This window comes from Thermococcus gorgonarius, assembly GCF_002214385.1.
Taxonomy (GTDB): domain Archaea; phylum Methanobacteriota_B; class Thermococci; order Thermococcales; family Thermococcaceae; genus Thermococcus; species Thermococcus gorgonarius.
This window is the reverse complement of the sequence record NZ_CP014855.1, coordinates 471,691-492,247: the sequence shown is the minus strand read 5'-3', so window position 1 is coordinate 492,247 and position 20,557 is coordinate 471,691. Positions and strand designations below refer to the sequence as shown.

Annotated in this window: 22 protein-coding genes; 12 read left to right on the top strand and 10 right to left on the bottom strand. The window is 51.4% G+C overall.

Annotated features, from left to right (window positions below):
* Positions 1-28: 28 nt before the first annotated feature.
* Positions 29-1,234, bottom strand: coding sequence for an MFS transporter (locus A3K92_RS02795; protein ID WP_232460902.1), 1,206 nt, complete (start codon positions 1,232-1,234; stop codon positions 29-31).
* Between the two features lie 133 nt (positions 1,235-1,367).
* Positions 1,368-1,568, bottom strand: a complete 201-nt coding sequence (locus A3K92_RS02790) for a hypothetical protein (RefSeq protein ID WP_088884819.1) — start codon at positions 1,566-1,568, stop codon at positions 1,368-1,370.
* 279 nt (positions 1,569-1,847) lie between these two features.
* Between A3K92_RS02790 and A3K92_RS02785 the strand changes: the two genes are divergently transcribed.
* The 6 genes from A3K92_RS02785 (at position 1,848) to A3K92_RS09385 (ending at position 6,268) form a co-directional block, all read left to right on the top strand.
* The gene (locus A3K92_RS02785) at positions 1,848-2,837 is read left to right on the top strand and encodes a pyridoxal-phosphate dependent enzyme (RefSeq protein WP_088884818.1); all 990 of its coding nucleotides are present in this window, start codon (positions 1,848-1,850) and stop codon (positions 2,835-2,837) included.
* Positions 2,746-3,837 (top strand): DUF1611 domain-containing protein, encoded by a 1,092-nt coding sequence (locus tag A3K92_RS02780; RefSeq protein ID WP_088884817.1) that lies wholly within the window; start codon positions 2,746-2,748, stop codon positions 3,835-3,837. Before A3K92_RS02785 ends, A3K92_RS02780 begins: the two co-directional genes overlap by 92 nt.
* Positions 3,809-5,287, top strand: a complete 1,479-nt coding sequence (locus A3K92_RS02775) for a hypothetical protein (RefSeq protein ID WP_088884816.1) — start codon at positions 3,809-3,811, stop codon at positions 5,285-5,287. The genes A3K92_RS02780 and A3K92_RS02775 overlap by 29 nt, the downstream gene beginning before the upstream one ends.
* Entirely contained in the window at positions 5,244-5,744 is a 501-nt protein-coding gene (locus tag A3K92_RS02770) for a GNAT family N-acetyltransferase (protein ID WP_198361952.1), read from the top strand. The genes A3K92_RS02775 and A3K92_RS02770 overlap by 44 nt, the downstream gene beginning before the upstream one ends.
* 62 nt (positions 5,745-5,806) lie before the next feature.
* Positions 5,807-6,094 (top strand): hypothetical protein, encoded by a 288-nt coding sequence (locus A3K92_RS02765; RefSeq protein WP_198361951.1) that lies wholly within the window; start codon positions 5,807-5,809, stop codon positions 6,092-6,094.
* Between the two features lie 15 nt (positions 6,095-6,109).
* On the top strand, positions 6,110-6,268 hold the full coding sequence (locus tag A3K92_RS09385; protein ID WP_157722417.1) for a hypothetical protein: 159 nt from the start codon (positions 6,110-6,112) through the stop codon (positions 6,266-6,268).
* Positions 6,269-6,442: 174 nt separating this feature from the next.
* On the opposite strand, the gene mtnA is transcribed toward A3K92_RS09385, so the two are convergent.
* On the bottom strand, positions 6,443-7,516 hold the full coding sequence (gene mtnA / locus A3K92_RS02760; RefSeq protein WP_088884815.1) for an S-methyl-5-thioribose-1-phosphate isomerase: 1,074 nt from the start codon (positions 7,514-7,516) through the stop codon (positions 6,443-6,445).
* Between the two features lie 54 nt (positions 7,517-7,570).
* Here mtnA and A3K92_RS02755 point away from each other — a divergent pair, with 54 nt between their 5' ends.
* A complete protein-coding gene (locus A3K92_RS02755; RefSeq protein ID WP_088884814.1) occupies positions 7,571-8,113 on the top strand; it encodes an NTPase in 543 nt (180 codons plus the stop codon).
* Here the strand turns inward: A3K92_RS02755 and A3K92_RS02750 are convergent.
* From A3K92_RS02750 to albA, 4 genes are all read right to left on the bottom strand, one after another.
* Positions 8,103-8,636 (bottom strand): CBS domain-containing protein, encoded by a 534-nt coding sequence (locus A3K92_RS02750; RefSeq protein WP_088884813.1) that lies wholly within the window; start codon positions 8,634-8,636, stop codon positions 8,103-8,105. The genes A3K92_RS02755 and A3K92_RS02750 overlap by 11 nt on opposite strands.
* A gap of 328 nt (positions 8,637-8,964) precedes the next feature.
* Complete coding sequence (locus A3K92_RS09545) at positions 8,965-9,108, bottom strand: hypothetical protein (RefSeq protein WP_232460901.1); 144 nt, start codon at positions 9,106-9,108, stop codon at positions 8,965-8,967.
* On the bottom strand, positions 9,041-9,181 hold the full coding sequence (locus A3K92_RS09540; RefSeq protein ID WP_335755195.1) for a hypothetical protein: 141 nt from the start codon (positions 9,179-9,181) through the stop codon (positions 9,041-9,043). The genes A3K92_RS09545 and A3K92_RS09540 overlap by 68 nt, the downstream gene beginning before the upstream one ends.
* A 162-nt stretch (positions 9,182-9,343) precedes the next feature.
* The gene (gene albA / locus A3K92_RS02740; RefSeq protein WP_010477671.1) at positions 9,344-9,619 is read right to left on the bottom strand and encodes a DNA-binding protein Alba; all 276 of its coding nucleotides are present in this window, start codon (positions 9,617-9,619) and stop codon (positions 9,344-9,346) included.
* Positions 9,620-9,794: 175 nt separating this feature from the next.
* On the opposite strand from albA, the gene purB reads away from it, so the two are divergent.
* Entirely contained in the window at positions 9,795-11,150 is a 1,356-nt protein-coding gene (purB, locus tag A3K92_RS02735) for an adenylosuccinate lyase (protein ID WP_088884812.1), read from the top strand.
* 1,654 nt (positions 11,151-12,804) lie between these two features.
* Entirely contained in the window at positions 12,805-14,229 is a 1,425-nt protein-coding gene (pyk, locus tag A3K92_RS02730; protein WP_088884811.1) for a pyruvate kinase, read from the top strand.
* 57 nt (positions 14,230-14,286) lie between these two features.
* Here pyk and cysS read toward each other — a convergent pair whose 3' ends face one another.
* Positions 14,287-15,717 carry a cysteine--tRNA ligase gene (gene cysS / locus A3K92_RS02725; protein ID WP_088884810.1) on the bottom strand — a complete coding sequence of 477 codons (1,431 nt, stop codon included), beginning with the start codon at positions 15,715-15,717 and terminating at the stop codon, positions 14,287-14,289.
* Positions 15,718-15,825: 108 nt separating this feature from the next.
* On the opposite strand from cysS, the gene A3K92_RS02720 reads away from it, so the two are divergent.
* The 3 genes from A3K92_RS02720 to mrtA are packed head-to-tail and all read left to right on the top strand — an operon-like array spanning position 15,826 to position 18,321.
* The gene (locus A3K92_RS02720; RefSeq protein ID WP_088884809.1) at positions 15,826-16,743 is read left to right on the top strand and encodes an FKBP-type peptidyl-prolyl cis-trans isomerase; all 918 of its coding nucleotides are present in this window, start codon (positions 15,826-15,828) and stop codon (positions 16,741-16,743) included.
* Positions 16,744-16,785: 42 nt separating this feature from the next.
* A complete protein-coding gene (locus A3K92_RS02715) occupies positions 16,786-17,697 on the top strand; it encodes a hypothetical protein (protein ID WP_088884808.1) in 912 nt (303 codons plus the stop codon).
* Positions 17,698-17,700: 3 nt separating this feature from the next.
* Positions 17,701-18,321: a CPBP family archaeomyxosortase MrtA gene (gene mrtA, locus A3K92_RS02710; RefSeq protein ID WP_088884807.1), complete on the top strand. Its 621-nt coding sequence runs from the start codon at positions 17,701-17,703 to the stop codon at positions 18,319-18,321.
* A 61-nt stretch (positions 18,322-18,382) separates the two neighbouring features.
* Here mrtA and A3K92_RS02705 read toward each other — a convergent pair whose 3' ends face one another.
* Both A3K92_RS02705 and A3K92_RS02700 read right to left on the bottom strand, forming a co-directional pair.
* Complete coding sequence (locus tag A3K92_RS02705) at positions 18,383-19,705, bottom strand: RuvB-like helicase (RefSeq protein ID WP_088884806.1); 1,323 nt, start codon at positions 19,703-19,705, stop codon at positions 18,383-18,385.
* A 167-nt stretch (positions 19,706-19,872) separates the two neighbouring features.
* Positions 19,873-20,529, bottom strand: a complete 657-nt coding sequence (locus tag A3K92_RS02700) for a protein-L-isoaspartate(D-aspartate) O-methyltransferase (protein WP_088884805.1) — start codon at positions 20,527-20,529, stop codon at positions 19,873-19,875.
* Between the last annotated feature and the right edge of the window lie 28 nt (positions 20,530-20,557).

Here is a 20,557-nt window from a genome sequence, read left to right as displayed (position 1 = left end):
CACCGGGTATGGTTGGACATAGAAGCTTTTAACGTTCGCGGAGGATTGGGACAAGGGCCAGGAACATCAGTGATGAAGCGAGGGCAAAGTCAGCGGTAAAGCCCAGCGCTTCGACCACAAATCCACTTATCAGGTTACCGATTATGGCCCCCAGAGAGCTGATGAGGTTGTAGGCACCTATTAGGGAGCCCTTCTTTTTCGGCGGTGCCCGACGGGAAATTATCGAGGACGTTGAGACGCTTATGTAAGACCAGGTGTAGCCGGCTATAGCGTAAGAGATGAACGCCAGAACGAAGAAAACGCTTCCCCTCAAAAAAGTCGAGACCGCCAGCAGGAGGAACGCAACTCCCCTCAGAGCCAGGCCCTTCTTAAGCGCCCCGTAGCCACCCGTCTTCCTGAGTCTCAGTCCAACGCGGGTGTACATGTAGGCTGCAATGGCGGAGTTTGCAATACTCATGATGTAAAGCTCCGTCGCGCCCAGTCCCCTGCTTTTCAGGAGAACCGGAAACTGGGTGAAGTACAGCATGGCCCCAATCCAGAAGAGAATTGTGGAAATGTAGAGCCTTCCAAAGCCCTCCGTGGAGAACCTTGGGAGGTGTGTTACCATGTTCGGCAGATACCTGAACTTTTCGACGACGTAACCCGTGTATATCCCAAGAACCCGCCTGTCAATGTGTAAAGGAACCTCCCGTATTGTTCCGGCGCCCCACGGGAGGGATAACAACCCGATGAGGCCCAGAACCACGAATATCTCTCTCAAACTGAGGAACCGGGCCATTACCAGGCCGAGGACCATGCCCCCGACCCATGCCCAGCCGCCTATCTCGTTGAACCTTCCTATGGCGTAGTCCCAGTCTTCCAGGCGGAAGGCCTTGGTTATTATGAGGATCGGAATAGGTATTGTCGCCGCGATAAAGAATGTGTAGAGCGCGTTTATCGCCATAACCTGGTGGACACTCTCCGCGAGGGCGAAAAGGATGGAAGCCACCGCGGTGCCCAAAAACCCCGTCAGGAGAAAAACCTTCCTCCTGTTGAGTTTGTCGCTCAGCCTGCCCCAGAAGAGACCGCCCAGCATCGATGCGGTGCTGCCTATCGCGTTCACAACACCAACATCCGTCGGGCCGCCGCCGAGGTTCATCGTGAGGAGCGAGATTAGGGGGGCGGCACCACCAGTTGAGACTTTAAAGGGGATGAACGAATAGAACCACTTTCCAGGGTCTGGCCGGTGTTTCATCTGCCGCCCCTTTTCCAGGGCTTTAAGGGTTGTCCGTTTTCTCTTTTGCGGGCGGCGCCTCAAGATTTTCACCCCGGGCTGGGAAAAAGAAGAATTTAAAAAGCTTGAGGTTTAAAAGAAAGAGGAAGGATGTTCAGTCTTCATCATCCCAGTCCTCATCCCATTCTTCCTCTTCGCCCCAATCTTCATCATCCCATTCCTCTTCTTCGCCCCACTCCTCTTCCTCATCCCAGCTCTCATAGGCATCCTCAACAGCGTCGAGGGGCTCGAATTCCTCATCCTCTTCTTCCTCAACCTTCCTGGGCTGAACCTTCTTCTTGGGTGGGTAGTACATATCGACCACCTCCCCCCGTGAGGGGCGTTTATTGAGCGTATAATGAGTTTAAAAACTTTTCTGCTCAGATTCGCGGCAATAACTCGGTTTCCTAACGATTTTAGAGATCGAGACAAATGTTAGGCAAGAATAACGGTCATAACTGGGAGAAAGATTTATATACCTCTGAGGAACTCCACTTGGCTTCCCTCAAAAAATGAAGGGAATGACAGTGGCGACATAAATTAAAAATGCCGTATAACCGTGTTTGGACGAAAACAACGGATCTGGTGGCTGGAAATGGAGGCCGAAAAGAACTCCGATGATGACGGCGGCCCCCTCGTAAGGGCCCCTCTCCTCGAGGAGGCCCTGGGGGTTGAGGGAATCTACATAGACTACGAAGGAAGAAACCCCACCGGAACTCACAAGGACAGAATTGCCAGAGCCCACGTGGAAAAAGCCCTTGAAGAGGGCTATTCTGCCATCACCGTGGGCACCTGCGGGAACTACGGTGTTTCCATCGCCTACTACGCACGGCTCTACGGCCTGAAGGCTTTCGTTTTTGTGCCGGCCGGCTACACCTTAGAAAGGGCCGGCGAGATGAAGGCCCTCGGCGCGGAGGTGATCCCCTGGCCGGGGACGTACGAGGAGGTTGTAGCTGAGAGCAGGCGCTTTGCCCTTGCAAACGGCATCTACGACGCAAACCCCGGAAGTCATCCGGAAGTGGACTATGTTGGATATTCCTCGATAGCGGAGGATATACTACGCGAGATAAGGCCGGATGCGATGTTCGTCCCGGTTGGGAACGGTACCACTCTGGCGGGAATCTGGCACGGCTTCCGCGGGAAGGCTAAGCCGAGGATGGTGGGCGTCACAACAGCCTTTGGCAACCAGCTCCTCTGGGAGTTCTACGGCGACCCAAGGAGGGATATAGCGGAGACACCGGTCAACGAGCCCCTCGTCTCGGAGATATCCTTCGATCTCGGTGAGGCAATGAGGGCTGTAAAAGAGTCCAATGGCTACGTCTTCGGCTTCGCCGACGATACTGCCCTGAGATGCGCCGAGCTGCTCCGCGTTACGACGGGCCTTTCGGTTTTGCCGGCCTCGGCCTTAACGGTTGCCGGTCTGATCAAGTTCGTTAGGAAGTTTGGAATGTGGAAAGGAAACTTCGTGTTGGTGTTGACCGGAGGTGCCCACGGTGGAGAAGGCTTTGGTGCTTACGGAGGGGCGCTATCTTACTACGGATGGAAAAACGGCGCACGGGCTCGTGCGGTACTCGGGAAAGTATAAGATAGTCGGCTTGATAGATTCAACTCTAGCGGGAAAGGACGCGGGAGAAGTGCTCGACGGTATAAACAGGGGCATCCCTATATACGGAACCATCGAGGAGGCACTTAAGGAGAACCCGGATGCAAAGTGGCTCATCATTGGCGTCGCCACTCCTGGAGGAGTTCTCCCACCTAGCTACAGAAGGATAGTTGCGAAAGCAATAAAAGCGGGCCTTGGAGTTATCAGTGGTCTTCACCACTTCCTCAGCGACGACCCCTACCTGAAGCGCCTCGCGAGGCAGAGGGGAGTCGAGATAATCGACGTCAGGAAGATATTCTACAACTACCGCGTTCCCTTTACCGGGAAGATAGAGGACGTCAAGGCCACCAAAGTAGCGGTTCTTGGAACAGATGCGGCCATAGGAAAGAGGACCACCGCGATAATGCTCCACGAGGCGTTTAAGGCCCTCGGCCTGAAGAGCGAGTTCATAGCTATGGGCCAGACCGGCTGGATGCAGGGCTTCAAGTACTGCATAGTCATGGACTCCATCATCAACGACTTCGTTGCTGGCGCAATAGAAGACGTCTTCTACCGCGCCTGGGTAGGGGAGAGGCCAGACATAATAGTTACCCACGGCGAGGGCTCGCTCCTTCACCCGGCCTTTCCGGGCGGTTTCGAGCTGATAGGCGCTGCCAGGCCCGACTTCATCGTCCTCCAGCATGCGCCGGGAAGATTGACCTTCGACGACTTCCCCCAGTACAGGATTCCGCCTCTTGAGAACTACATAAGGATGATAGAGCTCCTCTCAGGGAAGCCACCGATAGCTATCACGATAAACACCCAGAACCTCACGAAGGAGGAGGCCCTCGAATGGGCAGAGCGGATAGAGAGCGAGACCGGGAGCATGACGCGCGTCCCGTTCTACCAGGGCGTCGAGGATATAGCCAGGCTGATAGCGAGCAAGGCGAAGGGGCCTGGAGAGGTGAGGACGAGTGAGCCTGCCGGAGCTGAAGTGCTTTGACTATATCCTCATAGAGAGGCCAAGGGTCTCCGCAAGGCGCATCTCAGCGAGATATGTCCTCGGCATCGACGGTGAAGAGCTGGATTACACTCTAATCCACCGCTATCACGAGAAAATCCCAAAGGTCGAGGCTTTTGCAAAGCTGATGAGCATGATCCCGGCCATAAACTACGGCCTCTTTACACCGGAGATACGCTTTGACTTCTCACTCGACCCGAGAGACCTCAAGTTCTTCCGCGACATGATGGAGGTAACTGCTCGCGACATCTTCGTCAACAGGATAGTCCAGAGGACGGGCTTCGTGAGAGAGGAGTACATCCCGAAGGAAGTAACGCCGGAGATGGCCGAGCCGATGGCTAAGCTTTTGCCCGAAAGCATTGAGGAGGAACCCATCGACTTTGAGCCAGACTATTCCAAGTGCGCCGTAATGCTGAGCGGTGGCAAGGAGAGCCTCCTCACCTACGGCATGATGAAGGAGCTCGGCTGCGAGGTCTATCCCTTCTTTTACAACGAGTCCGGCGGCCACTGGAAGGTGGCAATCCCCGCCTACCGCTGGTTCGAGAGGAACGAGCCGAGAACCAAAAGGGTCTGGAGCAACGCCGACAGGCTCTACACCTTCATAGAAAAGAACATGAAAATCCTCCAGAACGTGGGCAAACCAAGGGCCGAGGTCTATCCCATACGGCTGTTCTTCTTCGCGGGCTACTCCTTCGCCTTCCTCCCGCTGATGCACAAGTATGGCATCGGGAACCTGCTCTTCGGCAACGAATATGACGACCCGAGGGGGTTAACTTACGAGTACAATGGAATCCGCCACTATTACGCCACCTACGACCAGAGCCAGGACTTCGAGAGATACATGACGCGCTGGTTCGCGGAGAGGGGTCTCGGGATAAGGCAGTGGTCGGCAGTCAGACCTATAACCGGCCTCATCGTGGAGCGCGTGCTTCACAGCCGTTACCCGGAGCTCTTCAGGCTCCAGAGGAGCTGCCACTCCGTCCACAGGGAGGGAGACGACTACGTCCCATGCGGGAAGTGCTTCAAGTGCAATGGAGTTCTAACGTTCCTCCTCGCGAACGGCATAGACCCAACTTTAATAAAATACAAACCCGAGCACGTTGAAGGCCTCGCCCGGCGCATAAACGAAGGAAAAACCCGGCTGGACAGGGGGGAGCTTGAGCACTCACTCTACCTCATAAAGCAGAGAAATCCCGAGTTCCCACTCGACGGGAAGCCCCACTGGCACGTTGAAATGCTCCACTTCGACGGCAGGAACTCAAGCTTTGATGCGATTCCCGAGGAGATCCGCGAGAAGCTCTACAGACTGCTGGAACCCTACACGAAGGGCTACGCCTATTTGAAGGGTGACCACTGGGTCAGAATTTCCCGCGAGGAGGCGATAAGCGGTGTTCTCAAAGAAGAAAAGGCCCCCTGCACTGCCGCCGGTTGAAAAGACCGCCGGGGACTTCACCATACTCGACGGTGAGGACTATCTCGACGAGATATTCGAGAACGACATGAGGATAAGCCGCTCTTTCTCCCGCTTCCAGCTTAGTGACGAGGAGTACGAGGAGAACTACGGGAAGGTCATCAAAAGCCTCCTTTCAACGGGCGAGCACAAGTTCTTCGTCGCAGCAGACCCCTACGGGCGCTACCTCGGCCACGTGTGGGTCTGCCTGAGAATTGATACGGTGGACTTCGTCCCCTCGGCCTACATATACGATATCGAGACCCTCTTTCCGGGGATGGGCATAGGGAGCGCCCTCTTGGAGAAAGCCGAAGAATGGGCAAGGAAGAAGGGTGCCAGGAAAATCTCCCTTAGGGTTGACGTTAACAACCCCGCGAGGAAGTGGTATGCCGAAAAGGGCTACTCCGAGAGGGCGGTTATTATGGAGAAACCTCTTTAACGTCCGGTTTCAAACTTTCTGTTTTGGAAACCTTTTTCTCCATCACCTCTATGACTCTGCTGATGATAGTGAGGGGCAGGATAATCCTGAAGGAGTGCTCCGTACCGTTTGAGGTTTCAAAAACCGGGAAAGGCCTATCTCTGAGGATAGAACTGCCGGAAAAGCCACTCGAGTACTCCGTGGACTGCCCGTGTCTTGAGCCGCTGGAGCTCCTTGGCCTCTTCTTGCCTGCCCTCGAGGAGGAGCTGGGTGAGGTAGAGGGCGTTTTCGTTGAGGAAGTGGTAGGGGAGGGAGTCGGGGGAAAACTCACGGAGAGGCTCCGGAAATTATTTAATCCGCAGGAACGATAAAATGATGGTGGTAAGATGGGAACTCCCGCCAAGAAAGTCCAGCTAACCTACTCCCACCTGAGAAAGTTCTTCAAGAAGGCCCCGAACCTGGAGGAAGTTAGGAAGGCCCTTTCCAACATCGTGGGAGAGCTGAGTGAGGATGTGGTCAAGGAGAGGGAAGAGGAATGGAGGTAGCGTTCTTTGACACAAGCGCACTTGTGAAGAAGTTTGGCTACAACACTAGTTCTCAAACACGACCTTAAGACCCTCGATTCTCTTCAGCCCGCCTCTGCATTGAAAATAAAGACGACCTGAGCCTCTTTGTAACGTTTGATGATAGGTTGAAAAAAGCGGCAGAGAAAGAAAACCTCAAAGTTGCTCCTTGAACAGCCTCTTCAAATTCCTCTCAAACGGCGGCCACACGACGCCCTGATCCGTGATTATTCCGGTTAGGTACTTGTGCGGCGTGACGTCGAACGCTGGATTGTAGACGTCCACATCGGGAGCAATCTTGCAGCCGCCACAGGTGAGGACTTCCTCAGGTTTCCTCTCCTCTATGGGTATCTCCTTTCCGCTCTTGAGGCTCATGTCTATCGTTGAAAGCGGTGCTACCGTGAAGAAAGGTATCCCGTGCTCCCTCGCGAGGACTGCCAAACTGTAGGTTCCTATCTTGTTGGCGAAGTCGCCGTTTGCTACAATCCTGTCGGCGCCGACTATTATGGCATCGACCTTGCCCTGCTGCATGACAAAGCCGGCCATGTTGTCGGTTATCAGCTTGAGGGGAATGCCGTCGTAGTGGTACTCCCAGGCGCTCAGACGGGCGCCCTGGAGGACGGGCCTCGTCTCGTCCACCCAGAGGAGCTTAAGCGTCCCATCGCGGTGCATAACTCTCAACACGGCCCCAACGGTTCCGAGTTGAACGGTCGCCAAGCTTCCGGCGTTGCAGTGCGTTAAAACGTTCCCCTCGGGCAGAACCTCGGCACCGTAGTGGCCCATTCTAAGGTTGGCCTCAACGTCCTCGTCGGCTATCTTTTGCGCTTCATTAACGATGAGCCTCTTTATCTCGTCGAGAGGACTCTCAAGGTTCTCCTCCACAAGCTTCTTAATCCTGTTGAGCGCCCAGAAGAGGTTCACAGCGGTCGGCCTCGTGTTCTTGAGCCTTTCGTAGGCCGAATAAAAGCCGTCCATGAACTCTTCCTTGGTCTTGGCTTTGGTTGTATCGGCGTAGAGGGCCAAACCGAAGGCCGCCGAGGCGCCGATGGCGGGCGCACCGCGGACTTTCATCGTTATTATCGCCTCTGCGACCTGGTCAACGGTCGTCAGCTCTATCGTTCTGAACTCCCTTGGCAAGAGAGTCTGGTCGATCATGATGACTTTTCCTTTCTCGTAACGAACGCTCCTCGGGAGCCTCGTGAGTTCCTCTGGCCTGTACCTTATCTCCATGCTATCACCCCAAAGGGTTTAAGGGAAGAACTTAAAGCTCCTTCGGTGAGCCAAATGGTGCTGAGGATATTCGTGACGGGCCCGGCAGGTGTCGGGAAGACAACCCTCGTCGAAAGGGTAGCCAAAGAAGTTGACCGCTGGGGCTACATCGTCGGTGGGATTATAACTCGGGAAGTGCGCAGGGGCGGGAGGCGCGTAGGGTTCAAGATAATCGCCCTTGATACCGGTGAAGAGGGAACCTTAGCGAGCATCAGGGGGACGTCCCACCTGCCAGGAGTTCCCTTCGGGAAGTACGTCGTCCACGTTGATGAGATCGAGCGCGTCGCCGTTCCCGCCATAAAACGCGCTTTGGTCGAGGCCGATCTAATAGTTATCGACGAAATCGGCCCAATGGAGTACAAGAGCGACGAGTTTATTAGGGCTGTTGGAGAAGTCCTAAAGTCGGAGAAGCCCCTTTTGGCAGTCGTCCACAGAAAACTGGCCGACAAGTTCAGACCGCTCGGGCAGCTTCACACTCTAAGCGTCGAGAACAGAAACGCGGAGTTTGGGATAATCCTCGATAGAATTATGAAAGAGCTGAAGGGAATCATAGGTTGAGTGAGTCCTTGCAGCTCTCGCACACCCACTTTTCTCCTCCCTCAATGTAGACCTTGTAGAGGGGTCCGTACTGGCCGCAGATCTCGCAGATTCCATAGACTTCGGTTTCCTCTTTACTTTCCTCCTCTTCTTCGTGATTGTAAGTGTTAAGAGCCGCCAGCAGGTCAGCTGCAGTCACGAATCCGACGGGCTTTCCGAGCCTGGTCACGAGAAGTCTCCTAATGCCCTTCTCCATCATCTTATCAATGGCGTCCTGAATCGTGTAGTCATCCTCTATGGTTACAGGCTTCTTAGTCATTACTTCCTTAACGAGAACATTCTTTGGATCCTTCCCTTTGGCCACGACCTTGTCGAGGATGTCCCTGTCGGTTATTATTCCAACGATTTCCTCGTTCTCATCAACGACAACGGCACTCCCTACCTTGTTGCGGGCTAGTATTCGAGCAGCCTTATGAATTGTATCATCGGGCCTGACAAGCACTGCTTTTCTCTTGACTATCTGACCCACGGTGATCTCTGCCATGGTACCACCTCTTCAGGGGAGTTTCATGGAGGAAACTTAAAAACGTTTTGGGATCTTCTCCTAAGGAGCCAGTAAGATATTAGAAAAGTACTGATAAACACCAACACGGCTAAATACAGCGGGGAATGCCCGCTTCTGCCACTCCCGACTGGGGTAGTGCTTATCGTTGCGTTATTAGGAGCAGTTGTAACGGGCGTGTAAATGTTCACACTGGATATAGATCTGAGACTCATTATCGGTACTGAAGAACTTCAAGACATTTTCAACGACATAGGATCAAAGGAACCTGCTGGATGCAATAGACAGAAAAGACACTAGTCCAAGCTTATTACATGCAGCTTTTCGAGGAGGGAAGCTCTTTGGTGACCCTGCCTGCGTCAAGGCGCGGGACTATTAGGATGAACCTATTGGAAGCCCGGTAGAGCCTTACCTCCCGAAGTTTCTTCCCATACTTCTTCCCCCGCGGCCTCAACGAGCCCCACCCGTAGCATCCTGTCGATGTGGTAGCTTACAGTGGAGAGGGGAAATCCAAGTTCTTCGGAGATCTGAGTTATTGACTTGGATTCGTCCTCAATCGTATGGAGAATTGCCAGGGCCTCCTCATTGGTTATTATCTAAGTCACCGTTAGAAGTTGGGAGGGGAATATTAAATTCAAAGAACTTTGAAGCAAAAGGCATGAGAGTAAAAGGAAAAGGATTTAATCAATTCACGGCTTCTCAAGAACTATCTCGATGGTCGAGGTGTTGGCAGTCCTGCCGTCGGCAGTCGGAAGCTCCTCGGTGCCGATCTTGATCTCCTTGACCCTGACCTCTGGGAGGAACCTGTTCCTGACGATCTCGGCGACGTCAACGGCCCTGCTGATAGCCCTACCGCGAGCCTTCACAGTGACCTCCTTGGCACCCTCGTTGAACTGGGTTATAACGGCCAGGACGTAGTTCATAACCGGCTTCTTTCCGATGTAGACAACGTGCTCCTCAGCCATTTCTGGCACCTCCGGAAGTTTTGTCGTTAGCCTATCGCCGAGATAGGGTTAAATACTTTTCGGTTTCCCCATGCATATGCCCGAGGCTCTAGAATTAGAGGGGAGACGTTTTAACATTTAAAAGTCAAAGAAGGATTTAAATGTTCGGAATATTGACATTATAATGGTGATAAAAATGGCCGTCCACCCCATAGATTACAGGTACGGGAGCGAAGAGATGCGCCTCATATGGGACGAGGAAAACAAACTCCAGAAGCTTCTCGACGTTGAGGCGGCTTTAGCGAGGGCACACGCAAAGCTGGGGAACATACCCGAGGAGAGCGCCCGCGTTATCTCCGAGAGGGCCAACACGAAGTGGGTCAAACTTGAGCGTGTCAAGGAGATAGAGGCCGAGATACACCACGACATAATGGCGGTCGTCAAAGCTTTAAGTGAGATCTGCGGCGAGCACGGGAAGTACGTCCACCTCGGCGCTACCTCAAACGACATCATAGACACCGCCAACGCACTCCTCATAAAGGAGAGCCTTGAAATAGTCGAGAGGGACTTGAAAGAACTCCGCTCCGTTCTGAAAAAACTCGCAAAGGAGCACAAGTACACCGTCTGCATTGGCAGGACCCACGGTCAGCACGCCGTTCCGACCACTTATGGAATGAAGTTCGCAATATGGCTCGATGAGGTTCAGAGGCACATCGACAGGCTCAACGAACTCAAGGAGAGGGTTCTCGTCGGCCAGATGAGTGGCGCAGTCGGAACTATGGCGAGCTTCGAGGAGAAGGGACTTGAGATACAAAGGCTGGTCATGGAAGACCTCGGGCTCAAGCCCGTGAGGATAAGCAACCAGATAATCCAGAGGGACGTTTACGCAGAGCTGATGGCCTTCCTGGCCCTCGTCGCTTCCACCCTCGACAAGATTGCCTTGGAGATTAGAAACCTCCAGAGAACCGAAATCCTGGAGGTCAGTGAGCCCTTTGGTGAGAGGCAGGTAGGTTCTTCCACAATGCCCCACAAGAGGAACCCCATAAGGAGCGAGAAGGTGAGCGGTTTGGCGAGAGTTCTCTACTCCAACGTGATTCCGGCCCTGCTGAACAACCCGCTCTGGCACGAGAGGGACCTGACGAACTCATCGGTGGAGAGAGTCATTCTCCCTGAGAGCTTCGTTCTCATTGACGAGATGCTAAAAACCACTATAAAAGTCCTGAGTGGTCTCGAGTTCTTCCCTGAGAACATAAAGCGCAACCTCTACATGACTAACAACCTGATAATGGCCGAGCCTCTGATGCTCAAGCTCACTGAGAAAGGCATGGGAAGGCAGGAGGCGCATGAATTGGTAAGGAGATTGGCTATGAAAGCCTTCCGCGAGGGGAGGGATCTCCTCGAGGTCGTGAAGGAAAGTGAAGAAGTTAGAAAGTTCCTCAGCGATGATGACATAGCTTCTCTAAAGCCAGAGAACTACATCGGACTGGCCCCGCAGATAGTGGATAACGTAATTGCCTTTATAGAAGAGAAAGAGCGCGAAGAAAACATATAAAGGCTTTAATGCCTTTTTCCGGCTTTTTTCTCGCTCTTTTGCTCTCTCTATATTCTGTGGATCAACTCTCAAAATTTTCAGTGAATTTTGACTTTTTGAAATTTTAATGAAATTACTTCTAATATGTCTAATTTCCTATATATTTTAATAAGTTAGTATTAGGACAGTTCCTAATTGTTAATATGTTGTATAGACCAGATTATATTGAAATTACTATCAGTAATATTAGTATTTTTTTGATTTTCAACTATGTTGGGTGGTAATATTGGCACAATGTATATAGCTATTTGGGCGGGGTGGGCCCTGTTCAGGGGTTCGAAACACTGAAACACACGAGCCTTCCAGGACACGGGTTTTTGAACTGTAAGAGCCGGCATCTTTATCACAAAATTGGGTTACAATTAAAGATGGTTATAATGCGATTGGCATACCCCGATGGGATGTCCAACGAGTATCCATCAGGACAAAGCGATGGGTAGATACTGAAATTGCGCGCTAGTGTATTCCCTCAGCCCACAGTATGTTAATACCCCCTGAGCCTTTAGCTGACTGGCCGAGTCAGCGGCATTTTACTAGACCCCTTGTATTATGACCTACACCAGAGACTAAATCTCAACATCACAACTCAATCCTTCTAATATCTTCCAGCCATCGGCAGCAATTTATAACTGGCTTTCTTTACACGGGAGATGTCGCCCACAGCACTGTTTTGGCTTTGACACAAAGACACGAGAGCTCACCTCCAAACTAATGGGCACTGATTTACCGTTTAGATGGTTAGAATTACTTCAATCCGCTTTCGAGGTTGCGTTCACCTTCTCCCGATTTAATGTACTTTTATGTTCGTGTAATTTGGATATAAGGTACATTATATCCAAATTTAATGTACAAACACATACATAAAAAGGGGGAGATTTTTGTGTGGTAAGGAGGAGTTTTGTTTTCTTGGTTCACTGCCAGATATTTGAGTGACCAAACAGCTTATAGTTGGAGACCCCTGAAGTTTCAGTCAAGCAGAATAGATACCAGCCCGTTTGGGAGAACTTAGCGTATCTCTCCAGAAGGAGAGCTTTCTCTGCCCTACCTGGTGAGGCCCATGAAGATTAAAAACACGCGTCTTTTTGATGGATGTATTGTGATACCAACGGCTCGCAGGGGCCCAATACGTACATATACCGTTCTCTCGGGATATCACTTGTCTCCTATAACTACCTTTAATAGTATTATGAAATTTTGGTGTTAAGACCGGAGCATATGACAAATATCATGACCCCACGAACATGTGTTTGGGGACGCTTCTACATGGTTTCGAATGTGAAGTTTTGTTAATATCACTGATCAAAGTATTAAAAAATTTGGATTTTTTAATGTTGGCTATTGTGTGTAAAAATAATTTTATAAGTAATTAATAATATAACTAATGAATTTATCAATTTTTATACCTAAACAAAGTTATTTCTAGCAATGAATATTGATAATTCATAGAAAATACAATTATTAAAAGTAACAATTCTCAGTATTTTCCGCGAGATACATTGGAAATAATGTTAGGGAGATCTAATTATATATTTTACAATACGATATGGATAATCCAAACGACATCACCAAAAAGAGTTAAATCTAATATGAAAATAGAAAAGTCGGTGAGAATATCATGAGACTACCCTCACACAAGACAAAAATCATTGCCACTATTGGGCCGGCATCGGATGATTCTAAGACGCTGGAAGCTCTGATAAAAGCTGGAATGAGTGTTGCCAGAATAAACTTCTCGCACGGCACATTTGAGGAACACAAAAAGAGAATTGAGAAGATAAGAAGGGCTTCAGAACGTCTCGGTCGCAGAGTTGCGATACTGGGGGATCTTCCGGGGGTTAAGATAAGGGTAGGAAATATAATTGGAGGGAAGGTCGAGCTCCGGCGCAACCAGACAGTGACCCTTACAGTAAGGGACGTTGAGGGGATGGAAGGATTAATCCCGGTAGAGTTCAAAGACCTCCCCAAACTTGTATCTCCCGGCGATGTTATCTATCTCAGCGATGGGTTCATTGTCCTTAAAGTGGTCAAAGTAGAGGGGCCAGATGTCGTCTGTAAGGTTATTGTTGGAGGAGTACTGTACTCTCACAAGGGAATAAACATACCAAATGCTCGAATTCCGCTGGAGGCCGTGACAGAGAAGGATCTTGAGATCCTCGGGTTCATGGCTGAAAACGAGGTGGATGCGGTTGGAATCAGTTTTGTTGGTTCTGCCTATGACGTTCTCAAGGTTAGGAGTTTCATTGAAAAGCAGGGGGCTAAGATGTTTGTGATATCAAAGATAGAAAGACCTGATGCCATCAGGAACTTCGAGGAGATACTATCAGCCTCAGATGGTGTAATGATAGCCAGGGGCGACCTAGGTGTCGAGATACCCATTGAAAAGCTCCCCATTCTTCAGAAGAGGCTCATAGAGAAAGCTGTAATGGCGGGTAAACCCACTATAGTGGCCACCCAGATGCTTGAGAGCATGACTGTGGAGAAACTCCCAACCAGGGCCGAGGTCACGGACGTGGCAAACGCAATACTTGACGGTGCCGATGCGGTTATGCTCTCCGAGGAGACTGCCGTTGGAAAGTATCCCGTTGATGCAGTTAGGATGATGGCAAAGATAGCCAGGGCTACAGAGGCATACAGAGAAAGCTTTGGCAATGTGAGAATGCTGGAGTGGAAGGAAAAAATCCCAAAGAAGGGGACCATAAAGGACGCCATCACGAGGAGCATAATAGAGGCCCTTCAGGTTGTTGATGCCAAATACATCCTAACTCCCACCAAAAGCGGCTACACCGCCCGTCTGATCTCCCGCTTCAGGCCGAAGCAGTGGATCCTCGCGTTCACGAGCGATGAGAAAGTTGCCAACGGGTTGATGTTCAGCTATGGGGTGTATCCATTTGTTATTGAGAGCCACGACGAGAACGAAATAATCAGCCTGATAAAGGGCCTCGGCCTTGCCAGGGAAGACGACACCGTGCTCCTTACCAAGGGGGCACCTGTTGGAAAAACTGTTGGAACAAACACCGTGAGGATCTTCCAGGTTCCATAATTCTTTGTTTTAATTTCTTTTCAGGAAGTTTATAAATAACAAGGGAAAAAGAAACCTTCAAACCTTGATCCTTTTCCAGACAGTTCCCTGCGGCGTGTCCTCGAGCTGAATCCCAAGCTCCCTCAGCCCGGCCCTTATCTTGTCCGCCAGGGCGAAGTTTCTCTCCTTCCTGAGCTGGGTGCGCACCTCTATGAGGAGCTTTATGAGTTCTTCCTCCTGGCCTGCCTTCTGTTCCATGAAGTAGTCCTCGAAGATCCCGAAGACCTCGCTCACAACCTTGAAGAATTCCCAGGCCTTCCTCAGGATGCTCTCCTTCGGCGTCTCTACCTGGGTTAAATAGCGGTTGATTGAGTTGCTGGCCTCGAAGACGGCCTTCAGAGCCTCGGCCGTGTTGAAGTCATCGTCCATCGCCTCGTAGAACTTTTTCCTTGCCTCCCTTATCGCCTCATAGGCTTCAAATTCCGGCTTCTCCCAGCGGAAGGAAATCTCGGCCCTCTCCATCGCCACGCGGATGTTTTCAAGGGTGTTATACAGGCGCTCAAGGTTGTTCTTAGCGTGCTCCATGCCCTCCTCAGTGTAGTCGAGCGGCGAGCGGTAGTGCCTCTGCAGGACGAAGAGTCTCACGACTTCAGGGTCATAGTGCTTCAGTATTTCCCTAATAGTGATGAAGTTTCCTAGGCTTTTGCTCATTTTTTCGCCGTTGACCATCAGAAAGCCGGTGTGCATCCAGTAGCGGACCCACTCGTGGCCGGTGCACGCTTCCGTCTGGGCAATCTCGTTTTCGTGGTGGGGGAATATAAGGTCACTTCCGCCGCCGTGGATGTCGAAGCTCTCTCCGAGGTACTTTGTGCTCATCGTGGAGCACTCAATGTGCCAGCCGGGTCTTCCCTCACCCCAGGGGCTCTCCCATTTGGGCTCTCCCGGCTTTGCCTTCTTCCAGAGGGCAAAATCCTCCGGGTTCTTCTTCCCTTCGCCCGGCTCTACCCTTGCGCCTTTAACAAGGTCTTCCAGCTTTATCTTGCTCAGCTTTCCGTAGTCCTTAAACTTCCTAACTTCAAAGTAAACGCCATCGGAACCCTCGTATGCGTAGCCCTTTTCCTGGAGCTTTTTTATGAATTCAATAATATCATCTATGTGCTCTGTAACCCGAGGATAGATGTCTGCAGGCTTGACCTTCAAGGCAGCCATGTCTTCAAGGAAGTACCTTAGAAACTTCTCGGCGAGCTCTTTCGGATCCTCACCGGTTTCATTGGCCCTCTTGATTATCTTGTCATCGATGTCCGTGAAGTTCATGACCATCAGAACAGTGTATCCTTTGTGCTCGAAGTAGCGCCTCACAACGTCGAAGGCTATGTAGGTCCTCGCATGGCCGAGATGGGGGTAATCGTAAACCGTCGGCCCGCAGACGTACATCCTAACCTCGCCCTCTCTGAGCGGCATGAACTCCTCTTTCTTTCTGGTTAGGGTGTTGTAGATTTTTATCCCCATGCTAACCACCGCGCGGTGTTTTGCAGGATTTTTTATTAGTTTATCGATGCGGGAAAGCTTAAAAACCACCTCCATAACTGGGAGTAGAAAAGGATGGAGGTTGGGAAAATGACAAAGATCCAGAGAGGGGACGTTATTCGGCTCAAGTACACCGGAAGAATAAAAGAGACGGGCGAGATTTTTGACACTACCGAGGAGGAAATAGCAAAAGAAGCAGGCATATACAAAGAGAACGGCGTTTATGGGCCCGTCCCTATAGCGGTCGGTGCAGGTCACGTAATTCAGGGACTGGATGAACAGCTTGAAGGCCTAGAAGTTGGAAAGAAGTATGAGATAATTATTCCCCCCGAGAAGGGTTTCGGAAAGAGAGATCCTAAACTCATCAAGGTCTTCACTCTGGGCCAGCTTAGGAGGGCAGGGATATACCCAATCCCGGGAATGCCGATAGAGCTCGAAACCGGCGATGGAAGGAAGCTTAAGGGACGAATACTCACCGTGAGCGGTGGCAGAGTTAGGATCGATTTCAACCACCCCTACGCGGGCAAGCACTTGGTCTATGAAGTTGAGGTAACGGAGAAAGTGGAGGATCCTATAGAGAAAGTCAAGGCTCTTATAGAGCTCCGTCTGCCCAGGATACCGCTGGAAAAAGTTGTCATTGAAGTTGGGGAGAAAGACGTAACCGTTGACTTCAGGCCCGTGCTCGATGAAGTCGATAGAAACACTCTAGTGCTGGGGGAGATACTTCTTGAAAGCGACCTCAAGTTCATAGGATACGAAGAGGTCAAGTTCAAGCCCACAGTTGAGGAACTTCTAAAGCCGCAAGAGGCGGAAAAAGAGGAAGGTAGCGAAGAAACAGAGGTCTCTGAAAAAGCGTCAGAGAAAACTAATGAGGAGGCAGCCGAGTCTCAGGTAGAGGAAGTCAGCGAAAGCACTAAGGAGGAGGACGCTGGATCCTCCGAAGAGATCGTTGAGGAAAAACCTCAGGAGGACACAAAAGAAGCTGGCGAAGAGGAGCAGACTTCCTAATCCTTTTATATCCTTTCTTCCAATCTACCTCCCGGTGGGATCATGGAAGTCAGACTCAGGGGGAGGTTGGAGAGACTCGTCGAGGACTTAACGCAGAGGTTCTCCCAGCAGGATAGAGAGAAGATAAAAAAGGCACTAATCGCCATGATCAAAGTGAGAGACATTCCAGTGTCCCCTCTGAATCCCGCCAGCGGGTACCACCCAGTTCTCGTTCTGAAAAAGAGATTTGGCGGCTTGGAGAAAGAGGTCAAAGTGTCACTAGTGGATCTTTCAGTATTAACTAAATACAACCTGCCCGGTTGGAGAAGGGAAGTTGAATTTGTTCTGGATAGGGAAGTTGTATACGTTGACTTAGTTGGAGGAGTTGAAACGCTGTTCATCGGCGAGCCGCATCTTTTGGCACGGATAGAGGGCAGCCTTGCCAAGATACTCCAGCAGATGACGTACAAACCCAGAGAATCCGTCCTGTTTTACAATCAAATCTACATGGATTTTGGGGGAAGGTATATACTCCTAGAGCTCAGGGGTAGCGACCTGAGACTGAACTTGGTTAACCTGAACCTCAGCGAGGCGAGCAGGATTCTTGGGAGGGCTATTCCGTACATGGACTCAGTGTTTGGAAACAAAAACGAAGAATTCTACAAGCTGCTGTTCGTTTATTCATCCGAAACATTGGGAACATTCCAGTGGTTTTTTGACCAATACGTCTACCCCTACCTGAACCCCGAGCAGAGGGAGTTTCTGGAGGAGATGCACGATTACAGGAACTTCGTCAGTCTGCTGTATTCATACGTTTCAAGGCTTAACAAAGACAGGCTGGAAAACGAGATAGGGATCAGGGTTGTAAGGAGAGCAAATCCGAACAGGCCGCTTGAGATAGGCATAGCCTTTGCCAACCGCGGCATCGAAGTCAGGAGGTACCCCAGCACGACAACCATCAGCTTCATGGTGTGATTGATGATCCTCCGCAGGAACTCCTACGCCCTTTTTATCATCCTGCTACCCATCTCGTTTATTCCGCGCTTTTTCGTTGGGAGCCTGGAGCGCTGGGCGGCATGGCTTCTGTTCTGGTACTTTCTAGTCCCCTTGGCAGTTTCCTCCGCCTTTGGTTTTAGACCGGAGGAATTGGGGTTAAGACTACCAGACGACAACTGGAAAATTTTCGGGCTTGTGATGATCCTTGCCGTTGTTGCAAGCTTTGGAGGGCTCTTTGTTCCATCAATGAGAAACTACTACCCCCGCTTTGCTTATTTGGGCTGGGTGAGCTTCTTCGAAAAAGAGCTGGTTATTGGCGTTGTTATGCTCGCCCACGAGGCTTTTTTCAGGGGGTTTCTCCTGTTCCCGCTCGCGGAGAAGAACAGATGGTTGGCCATATTCGCCCAGGACGTTCCCTACACCCTCGTCCACATCGGGAAACCACTCCCCGAAATCCCATACTCATTTTTCGCAGGCCTGGTTTTTGCCTGGATGGACCTGAAAGGGAAGAGCTTCTTCCAGAGCTTCCTCCTCCACTGGCTTGGTTCGGCTTTCTTTGACGTCCTGTGTGCGCTTTTTAAAGCTGGCCTCATCCATCTCTAGCGGTTTGTGGGGACATGGGTAGATTAGGCATAATAGAATAGGAGGGAATGGAAAGAAATGCTCACTGGAGCATGCCTTCGAGCTTCTCCACGAAGTTTATGCTCCTCTTGAGGTCGGCGAAGTATTCTTTGGCCTTCTCTACGTGCTCCTTCTCTACTTTCCCGCCCCTGGCCAGAACGCTCGCCGGTGCCAGGAGCTGGACTGCATAGCGCAGGCTGGTCTTCTCACCGAGTTCTGCCAGGTATTCTATGGCCTCTTCGCTTATCTCTATCTTCTCCTCCCTGGCGCGGATCTTGACGATTTCACGGATTTCCTCCTTCTTGTAGGGCTCGGTGTTGATTATCAAAAGTCGGTCGAGCATGTCTATCGGGATTCCGTGCGGGGCCTTTATGTCCGTTCCTCTGATGGTCGTCATGCCCCTGTTCGTGGCCAGGATGAGTATGGGAGCCAGCTCGCTCTCCATCGCCCTAGCTAGGAACGAGAAGGCCTCTATGTCGAGCATGTGGCACTCATCTATGAAGAGGACGCCGGGGACGAGCGTTGCCCTGCCCTCCTCTATCCACTTCTTTACAGTTTCATCAACACGCTGCCTTATCTCGTCGCTTATCTCCGCCCCGGTGCTGAAGAGCAGGCCGAAGATGTTTCCGCGGGCGTTGGCAACGTCCAAGTCGTGGAGCGTAACCGTGTAGGTAAACTCCTTTATCTTAAGAACCGGTCCGCTCGGCAGGTTGACCTTCCTCTTAAAGAAGAGCCCCTCTTCCTCCTTCGTTGTACCTACCTTGGAGATCCTGCCGGTTTCGGCGTCGATCTGTATGACGTCGCCCTCCTCAACACCCATCTCCATGAGCTGGTAGGCTATCTCCCTGCCGGCCCGTATCGTCTTCTCGTCGTCCTTCGTGCGGAGGGTTATGAGAACGCTCTCCGGAACCTCGATGTAGGGGTTGAAGGGATGCCTCGTCTTGTTGATCTTTATCTCCCTGACTTCACCCTCGTAGACCTTCCTCTCCTCGCTTATTCTAACGCCTATCGCCCTCCTCATGGCCTGCTTGAGGAACTCGGTCTTGTTGATCTCGGAGGAGTAGATCTCGCTTCCAGCAATCTGGACAAAGGGGACGTCTTCACCGAGTTCCCTCGCTATGCCCATCGCTATAGCTGTTTTGCCACTTCCCGTCGGCCCCGCCAGCAGGATACCTTTTCCAGCGAGCTTGCCGCGCTTTATGAGCTCGACCGCTATTCCAGCGGCTTCCCTGGCTTTAACCTGCCCGACCATTCCGTCCGCCATGAACTTTGCCTTTCCGTTCTCGTCCAGGCCGAGGCCCTTTATGTGGGAGTGCATGCCTATCCTCTCAAAGCTCCTCACGGTGACCTCCTCGATCGCTGGCATTCAATCACCCCCACAACTTAATCTACCCGAGGGTTACTAAAAGGAGAAGGCTTAAAAATTTGACGGAGTGGCTCAGGCCGTCGATCCCGGGCATCGATGACCCCAAAGGCCAATCTCATCATAGCCAATATCCGTTAGTGCAGGATATAAAAACTTAAACGCTCGGGCTACTCTTTCCATCCATACTCCCCGATGAGGGGCACGAATGCAACGCCGCCATGGTTTTTAATCTTTATCGAGCCGTTGGGACGTTTTATAACCTCCAGGAGATCCTGCCAGAGGTGGTAGCTCCCCACTGGGATTATGAGCTTTCCCCCGGGCTTGAGCTGCTCTATCAGCGGTTTTGGAATCTCAGGTGCTCCGGCGGTGACTATTATCCTGTCGTAGGGAGCCTTGGGTGGAAAGCCCTTGGTGCCGTCTCCTGGAATCACGTGAACCCTATCCGAGTAGCCAGCGCGCTCCAGATTTCTCCTTGCAAACTCAACGAGCTCCGGAATCCTCTCAACGGTGTAAACGTCGGTCTTTACGAGCTCGGCTATCAAAGCGGCGTTCCACCCGCTCCCCGTTCCGACCTCCAGAACGTTTATTCCGGGCCTTAAATCGGCCAGCTGAAGCATTATCGCCACCATGTGGGGGGCTGAGATGGTCTGTCCCGCTGGGATCGGAAGGGGCTCGTCCAGATGGGCGTATTTTCTGTATCTGCCCTCGACAAAAAGATATCTGGGAACTTTAAGAAAGGCCTCTTTAACCCGGGAATCGCGTATAATGCCCTCAATCTCAAGGGCTTCGACCAGCTTTTCCCATTTCTTCCTCTCGTCCTCCATGGTTCTTCCCGTATCTTATCTAAGACGA

What these genes read in the sequence shown, in the direction of transcription:
- A3K92_RS02795 (WP_232460902.1), bottom strand. Translation starts at nt 1,234, where the DNA reads ATGAAACACCGGCCAGACCCTGGAAAGTGGTTCTATTCGTTCATCCCC.
- A3K92_RS02790 (WP_088884819.1), bottom strand. Translation starts at nt 1,568, where the DNA reads ATGTACTACCCACCCAAGAAGAAGGTTCAGCCCAGGAAGGTTGAGGAA.
- A3K92_RS02785 (WP_088884818.1), top strand. Translation starts at nt 1,848, where the DNA reads ATGGAGGCCGAAAAGAACTCCGATGATGACGGCGGCCCCCTCGTAAGG.
- A3K92_RS02765 (WP_198361951.1), top strand. Translation starts at nt 5,807, where the DNA reads ATGATAGTGAGGGGCAGGATAATCCTGAAGGAGTGCTCCGTACCGTTT.
- A3K92_RS09385 (WP_157722417.1), top strand. Translation starts at nt 6,110, where the DNA reads ATGGGAACTCCCGCCAAGAAAGTCCAGCTAACCTACTCCCACCTGAGA.
- mtnA (WP_088884815.1), bottom strand. Translation starts at nt 7,516, where the DNA reads ATGGAGATAAGGTACAGGCCAGAGGAACTCACGAGGCTCCCGAGGAGC.
- A3K92_RS02755 (WP_088884814.1), top strand. Translation starts at nt 7,571, where the DNA reads ATGGTGCTGAGGATATTCGTGACGGGCCCGGCAGGTGTCGGGAAGACA.
- A3K92_RS02750 (WP_088884813.1), bottom strand. Translation starts at nt 8,636, where the DNA reads ATGGCAGAGATCACCGTGGGTCAGATAGTCAAGAGAAAAGCAGTGCTT.
- albA (WP_010477671.1), bottom strand. Translation starts at nt 9,619, where the DNA reads ATGGCTGAGGAGCACGTTGTCTACATCGGAAAGAAGCCGGTTATGAAC.
- purB (WP_088884812.1), top strand. Translation starts at nt 9,795, where the DNA reads ATGGCCGTCCACCCCATAGATTACAGGTACGGGAGCGAAGAGATGCGC.
- pyk (WP_088884811.1), top strand. Translation starts at nt 12,805, where the DNA reads ATGAGACTACCCTCACACAAGACAAAAATCATTGCCACTATTGGGCCG.
- cysS (WP_088884810.1), bottom strand. Translation starts at nt 15,717, where the DNA reads ATGGGGATAAAAATCTACAACACCCTAACCAGAAAGAAAGAGGAGTTC.
- A3K92_RS02720 (WP_088884809.1), top strand. Translation starts at nt 15,826, where the DNA reads ATGACAAAGATCCAGAGAGGGGACGTTATTCGGCTCAAGTACACCGGA.
- A3K92_RS02715 (WP_088884808.1), top strand. Translation starts at nt 16,786, where the DNA reads ATGGAAGTCAGACTCAGGGGGAGGTTGGAGAGACTCGTCGAGGACTTA.
- mrtA (WP_088884807.1), top strand. Translation starts at nt 17,701, where the DNA reads ATGATCCTCCGCAGGAACTCCTACGCCCTTTTTATCATCCTGCTACCC.
- A3K92_RS02705 (WP_088884806.1), bottom strand. Translation starts at nt 19,705, where the DNA reads ATGCCAGCGATCGAGGAGGTCACCGTGAGGAGCTTTGAGAGGATAGGC.
- A3K92_RS02700 (WP_088884805.1), bottom strand. Translation starts at nt 20,529, where the DNA reads ATGGAGGACGAGAGGAAGAAATGGGAAAAGCTGGTCGAAGCCCTTGAG.